The 10279-nt window shown below is 55.1% G+C and carries 9 protein-coding genes; 5 read left to right on the top strand and 4 right to left on the bottom strand.

Annotated elements, in window-relative coordinates; genetic code table 11:
- Positions 1 to 249 carry a hypothetical protein gene (locus tag JEM67_RS16280; protein ID WP_199634920.1) on the bottom strand — a complete coding sequence of 83 codons (249 nt, stop codon included), beginning with the start codon at positions 247 to 249 and terminating at the stop codon, positions 1 to 3.
- A gap of 86 nt (positions 250 to 335) precedes the next feature.
- A complete protein-coding gene (gene mdtH / locus JEM67_RS16275) occupies positions 336 to 1541 on the bottom strand; it encodes a multidrug efflux MFS transporter MdtH (RefSeq protein ID WP_199634921.1) in 1206 nt (401 codons plus the stop codon).
- 343 nt (positions 1542 to 1884) lie between these two features.
- Between mdtH and rimJ the strand changes: the two genes are divergently transcribed.
- The 4 genes from rimJ to murJ all read left to right on the top strand — a co-directional run bounded on the left by rimJ (position 1885) and on the right by murJ (position 5743).
- Positions 1885 to 2469 carry a ribosomal protein S5-alanine N-acetyltransferase gene (gene rimJ / locus JEM67_RS16270; RefSeq protein ID WP_013813346.1) on the top strand — a complete coding sequence of 195 codons (585 nt, stop codon included), beginning with the start codon at positions 1885 to 1887 and terminating at the stop codon, positions 2467 to 2469.
- 14 nt (positions 2470 to 2483) lie between these two features.
- Positions 2484 to 3128: a YceH family protein gene (locus JEM67_RS16265; protein ID WP_013813345.1), complete on the top strand. Its 645-nt coding sequence runs from the start codon at positions 2484 to 2486 to the stop codon at positions 3126 to 3128.
- Positions 3121 to 4041 carry a Gfo/Idh/MocA family protein gene (locus JEM67_RS16260; RefSeq protein WP_199634922.1) on the top strand — a complete coding sequence of 307 codons (921 nt, stop codon included), beginning with the start codon at positions 3121 to 3123 and terminating at the stop codon, positions 4039 to 4041. Before JEM67_RS16265 ends, JEM67_RS16260 begins: the two co-directional genes overlap by 8 nt.
- A 166-nt stretch (positions 4042 to 4207) precedes the next feature.
- Entirely contained in the window at positions 4208 to 5743 is a 1536-nt protein-coding gene (gene murJ / locus JEM67_RS16255; RefSeq protein ID WP_199634923.1) for a murein biosynthesis integral membrane protein MurJ, read from the top strand.
- Positions 5744 to 5816: 73 nt separating this feature from the next.
- Here the strand turns inward: murJ and argS are convergent, their stop codons facing one another.
- Positions 5817 to 7547 (bottom strand): arginine--tRNA ligase, encoded by a 1731-nt coding sequence (gene argS / locus JEM67_RS16250; RefSeq protein WP_013813342.1) that lies wholly within the window; start codon positions 7545 to 7547, stop codon positions 5817 to 5819.
- 921 nt (positions 7548 to 8468) lie between these two features.
- Between argS and JEM67_RS16245 the strand changes: the two genes are divergently transcribed.
- Entirely contained in the window at positions 8469 to 9032 is a 564-nt protein-coding gene (locus JEM67_RS16245; protein ID WP_199634924.1) for a VOC family protein, read from the top strand.
- On the opposite strand, the gene JEM67_RS16240 is transcribed toward JEM67_RS16245, so the two are convergent.
- A complete protein-coding gene (locus JEM67_RS16240) occupies positions 9029 to 10180 on the bottom strand; it encodes a MalY/PatB family protein (RefSeq protein ID WP_199634925.1) in 1152 nt (383 codons plus the stop codon). The genes JEM67_RS16245 and JEM67_RS16240 overlap by 4 nt on opposite strands.
- Positions 10181 to 10279 lie beyond the last annotated feature (99 nt).

Genomic DNA, 10279 nt, shown 5'->3' with positions numbered 1-10279 from the left:
TTATTTTTTTGTGGGCACGGAGTTGAGGACGTCTATCAGGTGCGTACGCGCCTCTTCCAAATCGATTTTATCGCGGTCGTTGGCTGCGTTGACTATTTGCAACTGTTTGATGATGTCACTCTTCAGCGTCGCATTTTCCGCAATGATGTGGGCCAGGGCTTTTTCTACCAGGGTTGAGCGCGCGTAGATCATGCGCAGGTTCAGTACCATGTGTTCCAACAGTTGCGGTAATTTATCTTCGTCACTCATCGCCAACTTCTCCCGTTTATATTTTTACTATCAGGATAGCAGCTGTGGATAATTTAGCTGATTTTCTGGCAACTTAGAGAAAAAACTCAGCCGCCGCGCACGATCGCCGGCGCGGCACTGCGCGGATTGAACTGCCAGTACAGAGCGAACAGCGTAATAACGCCGACGACCCCGAGCAATATCCACGGCAGTTCGGGCATGTTCATTGTCTTGCCGGTGTCGTACATCCAACCGCCGCCGGTGTAACCGAGCGCACCGCCCAGAGCCAGCCCGAGGCGGCTGAATCCCATGTAGCTGCCGCGCGCGCGCGGATCCGCCAGCGAGGCGCTGAGGGTTTCCCGCGCAGGTTCGGCGATGATGGAACCCAGGTAGAAACAGCAGATCAGAGTGAAGACACCCTGCAGACTGGTCGCCAGACCGACGGGTAACAGGCTGAGGGTCATCAGCAGCAGGCCCGCCATCAGCCGTTGTTCCAGGCGAAAACGTTTTTCGCTCCAGCGCGCCAGCGGGTAGAGCAATGACAGCGACAGCGCGGCCTCAATAGCGTACATCCATTTTACCGCTGCCGGCGAGCCGGCGATTTCATTGACCACGATAGGCAGCATCAGCATGACCTGAACCGACAGCATGTAGTAGCCGGTCAGCGTCAGCACATAAGTCAGGAAACGGCGGTCGCGCAGAACGCGCATCATGCCTTCTTTCATCGGGGCGCGAACGGTGGAAATACGGTAAGCCGGCAGCAACCAGGCGTTCCAACCTGCCGCCAGCACGAAAATGGCCGCGCCAACCCAGCAGACAAAGTGGAAGTCATATTGCAGCAGCCAACTGCCGATCAGGGCGCCAATCACCGCACCGGCGCTGTCTTGCATCATCAGCAGAGAATAAAAACGGCCGCGCTCATGCGGGCGGGTGAGCTTAATCACCAGTGCGGTGCGCGGTGGATCAAACAGGGTGCCGCCGAGTGCGGAAAGGGCGCAAGAGAACCACAGCAGCCAAGGTTCATCGGCCATCGCCATGGTGGCGAAGCCTGCCGCGCGCATCAGCATGCCGGTCACGATCATCGGTTTGGCACCGAACCGGTCGGCGATTGCGCCGCCGAAGATCCCCAATCCTTGCTGAATCAACTGCCGTAAACCCAGGGCGACGCCAACCACTACCGCAGCCCAACCGAGTTGATCGACAAAGCGGATCGAAATAAGCGGGAAGACCACAAAAAAACCCAAAACCACTAACAGATTATCGAGTAACAAGAAATATTTACCCAAGCTCCGAGCTTGCGATACCAGAGACATGCTTCACCACGAGCAATTAAGAGGGAGAGGAGTGCAACCCGTCTAGTTTGTACCCAATCTCCGGCTACCGATAGGGGCCGGGTAGATAATATTTTTTTATCGTCAATACGTTACCTGCGCGGCAAAACCGCACGAAAATAGCCGTAAAATGACTAATCGCTTATTTACTGAGCTGTCGGGATTTTACCTCCGGGGCAGGCTACGGTTATATTAAATGAGGGTAAGTGCGTTCTGCGCCGGTCGTTGAAAAATAATGGCTCAGGATATGATCGTTACGGGATTATTATCCGGACGCGCCCCAATAAATACTTCTTATCGAACCGTTCTGACTGCGGGGGAAATGATGTTTGGCTACCGCTCTGCATCACCAAAAGTACGTCTCATCACCGACCGACAGGTCGTGCGTTTAGTTCATGAACGCGATGCCTATCGTCTGGCGGAATACTATGCCGAGAACCGGGCTTTCCTGAAACCCTGGGAGCCGGTGCGGGATGAAAGCCATTGTTATCCTTCCGGCTGGCAGGCGCGGCTGGGGATGATCACTGAAATGCAAAAGCAGGGCAGCGCGTACTATTTTATCCTGCTCGATCCGGAAGAAAATGAAGTGCGGGGCGTGGCCAACTTCAGCAACGTGCTGCGCGGTTCGTTTTATGCCTGTTTCCTTGGCTATTCGTTGGCTGAAAAATGGCAGGGGCAGGGCCTGATGTATGAAGCGCTGCAGTCGGCGATCCGCTACATGCTGCGTCAGCAGCGCATGCACCGCATTATGGCCAACTATATGCCGCACAATCAACGCAGCGGCGCGTTGCTCACTCGTCTGGGATTTGAACGTGAAGGTTATGCCAAGGATTATCTGCTGATCGATGGGCAGTGGCAGGATCACGTCCTGACGGCATTCACCAATAAAGAATGGCTACCGCCACGCTGAGGCCAAATCAAATAATGAAATACGAATTAAGCGCTAAAGAAGCCAGAGTGATTGGCTGCCTGCTGGAAAAACAGGTCACCACTCCCGATCAGTATCCTCTTTCCCTGAACGGCATCGCCCTGGCGTGCAACCAGAAAACCAACCGCGACCCGGTGATGGATCTGACGGAAAGCGAAGTGCAGCAAGTTCTCGACCTGCTGTTAAAAAAACATTTTCTGCGTACGTTGAGCGGTTTCGGTAACCGGGTGGTCAAGTATGAACACCGTTTTTGCAATTCTGAGTTCGGCCAATTGAAACTGTCTGCCGCCGAACTGGCGGTGATAGCCACGTTATTGCTGCGCGGGGCGCAAACCCCCGGTGAACTGCGTACCCGTACCAATCGCATGCATGAATTCAGCGATGTTTCTGAAGTGGAGCAGGTGCTGCAGCAGTTAAGCACTCGTGAGGATGGCCCGTTCGTCGTGCGTTTGGCGCGGGAGCCGGGCAAGCGAGAAAGCCGTTTTATGCATCTGTTCAGCGGCGAGATTGATGAGACGACAGCGGAGGTTGCGCAGATTGATGATGCGGATTTGAGTGAACGCGTCAGCGTGCTGGAAAGCGAAGTCGCAGAATTGAAACGGCAGTTGCAGGCATTACTGGCCCGGGGGCAGCATGACTAAGTTACGCGTTGGTGTCGTGGGGCTGGGCGGCATCGCGCAAAAAGCCTACTTGCCAATCCTCTCTCAGGCAGCGGATTGGACGCTGGTCGGCGGCTTTTCCCCTAATCAGCAAAAAGCGCAGCCGATATGCGACAGTTATCGCATGGCCTGTTTTTCCAGTCTGGATAGACTTGCGCAGCAGTGTGACGCGGTATTTGTTCACAGCAGCACAGCCAGCCACTTTCAGGTGATAAGCGAGCTGCTGCGTCATGGTGTGCATGTTTATGTCGATAAACCGCTGGCGGAGACCGTGGAGCAGGGCGAACTGTTGATCGCACTGGCGGAGAAGCAGGGCAAAACGCTGATGGTGGGCTTTAACCGCCGTTTCTCGCCCTTGTATCTTCAGTTGAAACAGGAAATGCAGCAGCCGGCGTCGATTCGCATGGATAAGCACCGGGCGGACAGCGTAGGGCCAAACGGCCTGCGCTTTACCCTGTTGGATGATTATTTGCATGTGGTCGATACCGCGCTGTGGCTGGGAGGAAGCGCGGGGCAGCTACTCAGCGGCCACCTGCGCGCCACAGACGCCGGTGAACTGCTGTTCGCCGAACACCATTTTACCTGTGGCGAAACGCTGGTGACTACCAGCATGCATCGTCGGGCCGGCAGCCAGCGTGAAAGCGTGCAGGCGGTGGCCGAGGGGGCGGTGTATCAGGTGAACGATATGCGGCAATGGTTGCGGGAAGATCCGCAGGGCGTGCTAGAACAACCGGCCCCGGGTTGGCAGACCACGCTGGCGCAGCGCGGTTTCGATGGCGCTATTCGGCACTTTATCGCGTCTGTCAGCAACCAGACCGTGCCGGAAACGGCCGGGGAACAGGCCATCGCCGCTCAGCGGGTGATCGAACGGTTGCTGCAGGATGCCGGTTTGTAAGGCGACGCCCCCGCGTGAGGCGCACGCGCTATTGCGGAATGCGCCTATAACTCTATGTAACATATGGCGGTAGCTATTCTGCTGTGGATGCGTAAACTTATCCGCTAGTTTTACGGACGCCTGCTGATGCAGGCGTCGACATTTACGGGACACATCAGACAACCACATGAACCTACTAAAATCACTGGCCGCCGTGAGCTCTATGACGATGTTTTCACGGGTGCTGGGCTTTGCCCGTGACGCCATAGTGGCGCGCGTGTTTGGTGCCGGTATGGCGACGGATGCCTTCTTCGTGGCGTTCAAACTGCCCAACCTGTTGCGCCGTATTTTTGCCGAAGGCGCATTTTCTCAGGCCTTTGTGCCGATCCTGGCCGAATATAAAACTCAGCAGGGTGAGGAGGCGACTCGGACCTTCATCGCCTACGTTTCCGGTTTACTCACGCTGGTGCTGGCGGTGGTCACCGTATTGGGGATGCTGGCTGCCCCTTGGGTGATCTACATTACTGCGCCAGGCTTCGTTGATTCGCCGGACAAGTTCGCGCTGACGTCGTCGCTGCTGCGCATCACTTTCCCTTATATTCTGCTGATTTCACTGGCTTCGCTGGTGGGCTCGATCCTCAATACCTGGAACCGTTTTTCGATCCCGGCCTTTGCGCCGACGCTGTTGAACGTCAGCATGATTGGCTTTGCGCTGTTTGCCGCACCTTATTTCAACCCGCCGGTGCTGGCGTTGGCCTGGGCGGTGGTAGTGGGCGGCGTGCTGCAACTGGGCTACCAGCTTCCACACCTGAAAAAAATCGGCATGCTGGTATTGCCGCGCCTCAAGCTGGGCGATGCCGGCGTATGGCGTGTGATGCGCCAGATGGGGCCGGCGATCTTTGGCGTTTCGGTAAGCCAAATATCGCTGATTATCAATACCATTTTCGCCTCGTTTCTGGTCTCGGGCTCGGTATCCTGGATGTACTATGCCGATCGTCTGATGGAGTTTCCTTCCGGTGTGCTGGGCGTAGCCTTGGGGACCATCCTGCTGCCGTCGCTGGCCAGGAGTTTTTCCAGCGGTAATCACGATGAGTATTCGCACCTGATGGATTGGGGGCTGCGTCTGTGCTTCCTGCTGGCGCTGCCTAGCGCTATTGCCTTGGGGATATTGGCCAAACCCCTGACCGTATCGCTGTTCCAGTACGGCAAGTTCAGCGCTTTCGACGCGGCCATGACCCAACGTGCGCTGGTGGCGTACTCGATAGGCTTGATGGGATTGATCGTGGTGAAGGTATTGGCGCCGGGCTTCTATTCGCGACAGGACATCAAAACGCCGGTGAAAATTGCCATTATCACGTTGATCATGACGCAGGTGATGAATCTGATGTTTATTGGCCCGCTAAAACATGCCGGCCTTTCGCTGTCGATTGGGCTGGGAGCTTGCCTTAACGCTTCGCTGCTGTACTGGCAGTTGCGTAAACAGAAGATTTTCCACCCGCAGCCTGGCTGGGCAAAGTTCCTCACCAAACTGGTGATTGCGGTAATCGTGATGTCAGTGGTATTGGTTGGCGTAATGTGGCTGATGCCGGCGTGGGATCAGGGCAATATGCTGGAGCGCCTGCTGCGACTGGCGGTGGTCGTGGTGGCCGGCGTGGTCGCCTATTTTGGCGTGTTGGCCGGTTTGGGTTTCCGCCCGCGGGACTTTGCGCGCCGGGTGGCATAAACGGGAACTCCCTGCTGCCACTGCACAAAAAAAGGGTCGCCTCGGCGACCCTTTTTCGTCTTCAGACGTTGGCTTACATGCGTTCGACGGTATCGATACCCAGCGTATCCAGACCGGTTTTCAGCGTTCTGGCGGTCAGCAATGCCAGTTTCAGGCGGCTTTGACGCGCTTCTTCACTGTCTGCATTCAGGATTTGGCAATGTTCGTAGAAGCCGGAGAACAGGCCTGCCAGGTCGTACAGGTAAGTACACATCACGTGCGGGGTACCTTCGCGTGCTACCGTGGTGATAACTTCCTCAAATTGCAGCAGGCGAGTCGCCAGCGCAATCTCACGCTCTTCGGTCATCACCAGCGGCAGGGTCAGGCTGCTCTCATCGAGACCGGCCCGCTTGAATACCGAGGCCACACGGGTATAGGCATACTGCATATAAGGGGCAGTGTTGCCCTCAAACGCCAGCATGTTGTCCCAGTCGAAGATATAGTCGGTAGTACGGCTTTTTGACAGATCGGCGTATTTAACTGCACCGATACCGACGACATTTGCCAGGTGCTGCATTTCTTCTGCCGGCATATCCGGGTTTTTCTCGGCAATCAGTTTGCCGGCGCGATCGATAGCTTCATCCAGCAGATCGGACAGCCTCACCGTACCGCCCGCACGGGTTTTGAACGGCTTGCCGTCTTTGCCCAGCATCATGCCGAACATATGGTGTTCCAGCGAGAGGGAGTCCGGGATGTAACCGGCTTTACGCACGATGGTCCATGCCTGCATCAGATGCTGATGCTGGCGGGAGTCGATGTAATAGAGTACGCGGTCAGCACCCAGCGTTTCGTAGCGGTATTTGGCGCAGGCGATATCGGTGGTGGTGTACAAGTAGCCGCCATCTTTCTTCTGGATGATGACGCCCATAGGTTCGCCGTCTTTATTCTGGTATTCGTCGAGAAACACCACGGTGGCGCCTTCACTTTCTACCGCCAGCCCCTTGGCTTTCAGATCGGCGACGATGCCCGGTAGCATCGCGTTATACAGGCTCTCGCCCATTACGTCGTCTTCGGTCAGGGTGACATTCAGGCGGTTATAGGTGAGCTGGTTTTGCGCCATGGTAATGTCGACCAGCTTACGCCACATCTTCAGACAGTATTGATCGCCACCCTGTAATTTCACCACGTAGGCGCGGGCGCGTTCGGCGAACTCCGCATCTTCGTCGTAGTGTTTCTTCGCTTCACGATAGAACTGTTCCAGATCGGCCAGGCCCATGTCGCTGGCGTTTTCGTTCTGCATTTTTTCCAGGTAGGCAATCAACATGCCGAACTGGGTGCCCCAATCGCCGACGTGGTTGGCGCGGATCACTTTATGGCCCAGGAACTCCTGAGTACGTGCAGCGGCGTCGCCGATAATGGTCGAACGCAGGTGGCCGACGTGCATCTCTTTCGCCACGTTGGGCGCGGAGTAGTCGATCACGATAGTTTGTTGTTTAACCGGTGCAATGCCAAGCTTCGGCGCATTCAGCACCTGATCAACCTGTTGCGCAACCCATTCGCCGTTCAGGAAGATATTAATAAAGCCGGGGCCGGCGATTTCTACTTTGCTGGCGATGTCGCCGAGATCAAGCAGCTGTACCACTTTTTCCGCCAACTGGCGTGGTGGCATGCCAAGTTTCTTGGCTACGGACATCACGCCATTGGCCTGGTAGTCGCCAAATTGTGCTTTTGCTGACTGACGGACCTGTGCTTCGCAATCGGCTGGCGCGCCTGCGGCAATCAGCGCCTGGCTGACCTTATCTGAAAGAAGAACCTGAATATTCACCGGGTTACCTTAATGACGAACGAGGGGCCGTATGCCATGCCCCTGCGGGATTCAAAGGTGGTTTTCTGGCTGCGCGTCAAGACGGCGGCCTACCACAAAACAGCCTGTAATTGTAACCGATCTGATGTGTTACGTCAGCAGTTGGCGCGGGGGAGAAGGCGAAAGGGCAGCTTTGAAAATACCGGGCCAACAAAGAGGGTGTGTTTCAAAGGGGGGAGTGTACGGTACAAGAAGGCCAAGATGAGTGAAAAGGAATAGATGATAAGGAAATGAAATAAGCAGGCCTACCGTTTTTTGTTATGACGTCGGGAGTCCAGGGTGTTAATGCTGCGTGATTTGAAATGACGGTAAATTGCGTATGCGGCAATAACGACCAACAGTAAAGATATGATTAAAAGAAACATGGGTGTTATCTCAAATTTTGATTTTACCCAAAGTAGCTTAATTGGTTTTTATAAGCAATTATTAAAACTCCATTTAAGATAAGTCTCACTTTTTTGTGGGGTGAAAACCAGTAAAAACAATAATCTGATGCCATTTTTTTACTGGTTTTCATCGTATCGCGTTGTTAGTTTTGTTGTTTTCATGGCGAGTTCTCGAGTGGGTTGAGTGATTTTTTGGATTCAGTACGGCTTGTTAAGCTAATAATTTCCGAAATGTTTCCGTCATAAGAAAAAGCTATCTGTGACATGCGAAGATTCTGATCTTTAATTAATCAGGTGCGGATTTTAACGGTGCTCTTAATAAGGGTAATTAACGCTTGTTCTTTTGTGCTCTTTATCAACGTTAGTCAAAATATTTTACGCGACGGTCATGTGACGGATACATATGTTTCATTTTCCTGGGCAAAACGTGGATAGCCGCGTCTCAGCCGTGTAAATTAGCCCCCTTGAATTCGCTTTCCTTCGTATCGAGGCCCCTATGACGATCTTCCCGGCCATTGCCGAGCTTAATGACTTGGCGTTGGACCTGCCGCGCTTTGAACAGGCGCTGAGCCAGTTTGCGGAAAAACTGCATCTGGATTTGTCGCAGTTCAGCGCGGATCACATTTCGGTTCGTTGCCACCAAAACACCACCGCTGAACGCTGGCGGCAGGGGTTGCAGCAGTGCGGCTCGTTGTTGTCTGAAGCGACGATCAATGGCCGCCCGATTTACCTGTTCGATCTGCATCAGCCACTGCAGGTGGGGCCGTGGCTAATTGACTGCGTGGAACTGCCTTACCCGGGGGATAAGCGCTATCCGCACGAGGGATGGGAACATGTGGAATTGGTGCTTAGCGGCGAACCGGCCTCGCTGTATGCGCGCGCGCTGAGCCATTTGCCCGACGAGGCGCTGTTGGTCCCTGGGATCAAGTTGAAACAGAGCTCGCCGAAGGGTGAGGGCGAACGATTGCCGAACCCGACGTTGGCGATCACCGACGGCAGCGTAACGATTAAGTTTCACCCGTATTCCATCCGGGAAATCGTTGCCAGCGAGCAAGGTTAACCTGCCATCAGCGCTCGGGTGGCCAGCATCATGCGATCCAGCGCCTGATCAAGCAGTTCGCGCCGGCAGCCGAAATTCAGACGTACAAACCGGCGGTCACCGAAATCCAGGCCTGCGCTTAAGCCTACCCCGGCCTGCTCAAAGAAAGCGTGCGGATTGTCGGTCGCCAGTTGGCTGCAATCGATCCAGGCCAGATAGGTGGCTTCGATCGGATGCAGCAACAGGCCGGGCATGACGTTAATGCGCTCGGTCACCAAATCGCGGTTTGTGCGCAGATACGCCAACTGGGCGTCCAGCCAGTCTTGCCCGTCCTGGTAGGCGGCCTGTGCAGCGACCAGAGCCAGCACGTCAACTTCCGGGACTATGCCGCTGCGCGCCCGGGCCAGCTTTTGGCGCAGGCCGGCGTTGGGAATCACCGCCATTGAGGCCCCTAATCCGGCAATATTGAAGGTTTTCGATGGCGACATCAGTGTGATGCTGTGCTGGGCGGCGTCTTCATTCAACATGGCAAAGGGGAGGTGCTTGCAACCCGGTTCAAGCAACAGATCACAATGAATTTCATCCGAGCAGACGATCAAATCATGGCTACGGGCAAATTCATGCTGTTGCAACAACTCCTCCCGTCGGTAGACGGTACCGCCCGGATTTTGCGGGTTGCACAGCAACAGCAATTTTTCGCTGCCGCTGAGTTGGCCTGCTATCGCGTCGAAATCCAGCAGCCAGCGCCGGTCGTGCAGCTTGAGCGGTACCGGCAGATGTGGGCGTCCGGCGAATTTCGCCGCTTTGCGAAACGGCGGGTAGATGGGGGACGGCGCCAGAGTGCCTTCACCCTCAGCGGTAAAGGCGCGGACGCACAGATTGAGCCCACAAACCAGACCGGGCAGGAAAATCAGCCATTCGGGCTTGATGTGCCAGCCATAGCGCTCTACCATGCGGCGGGTAAAAACCTCAATAAGTTCAGGGGATGGATGGCCGTAGCCGAACACGCCATGCGCTACGCGCCGCTGCAATGCTTCGATGATCGCGGGCGGTGAGCGGAAGTCGGTGTCGGCGACCCAAAGAGGAATAATGTCGCGGTCGCGATATTTATCCCACTTAACGCTGCCACTGTGACTACGGTCTACCCATTGATCAAAATTGAATGCCATAGTTATTACCCTGAACCGGTTCATGTCTATCAATGAGCCTACGCGAGAAATTCTGAAGTTAACAAGCTGCCGTCACATTTTGGCCGTCATCTGGGGGTG

The organism is Serratia sp. PAMC26656 (genome assembly GCF_016469055.2).
Classification (GTDB): Bacteria; Pseudomonadota; Gammaproteobacteria; order Enterobacterales; family Enterobacteriaceae; genus Serratia; species Serratia plymuthica.
The sequence above is the reverse complement of the archived record's forward strand: the minus strand, read 5'-3'. Positions and strand labels throughout refer to the sequence as shown.

Excerpts from the sequence above, each read along its gene's own strand:
- JEM67_RS16280 (WP_199634920.1), bottom strand. The coding sequence starts at position 249 with ATGAGTGACGAAGATAAATTACCGCAACTGTTGGAACACATGGTACTG.
- mdtH (WP_199634921.1), bottom strand. The coding sequence starts at position 1,541 with ATGTCTCTGGTATCGCAAGCTCGGAGCTTGGGTAAATATTTCTTGTTA.
- rimJ (WP_013813346.1), top strand. The coding sequence starts at position 1,885 with ATGTTTGGCTACCGCTCTGCATCACCAAAAGTACGTCTCATCACCGAC.
- JEM67_RS16265 (WP_013813345.1), top strand. The coding sequence starts at position 2,484 with ATGAAATACGAATTAAGCGCTAAAGAAGCCAGAGTGATTGGCTGCCTG.
- JEM67_RS16260 (WP_199634922.1), top strand. The coding sequence starts at position 3,121 with ATGACTAAGTTACGCGTTGGTGTCGTGGGGCTGGGCGGCATCGCGCAA.
- murJ (WP_199634923.1), top strand. The coding sequence starts at position 4,208 with ATGAACCTACTAAAATCACTGGCCGCCGTGAGCTCTATGACGATGTTT.
- JEM67_RS16245 (WP_199634924.1), top strand. The coding sequence starts at position 8,469 with ATGACGATCTTCCCGGCCATTGCCGAGCTTAATGACTTGGCGTTGGAC.
- JEM67_RS16240 (WP_199634925.1), bottom strand. The coding sequence starts at position 10,180 with ATGGCATTCAATTTTGATCAATGGGTAGACCGTAGTCACAGTGGCAGC.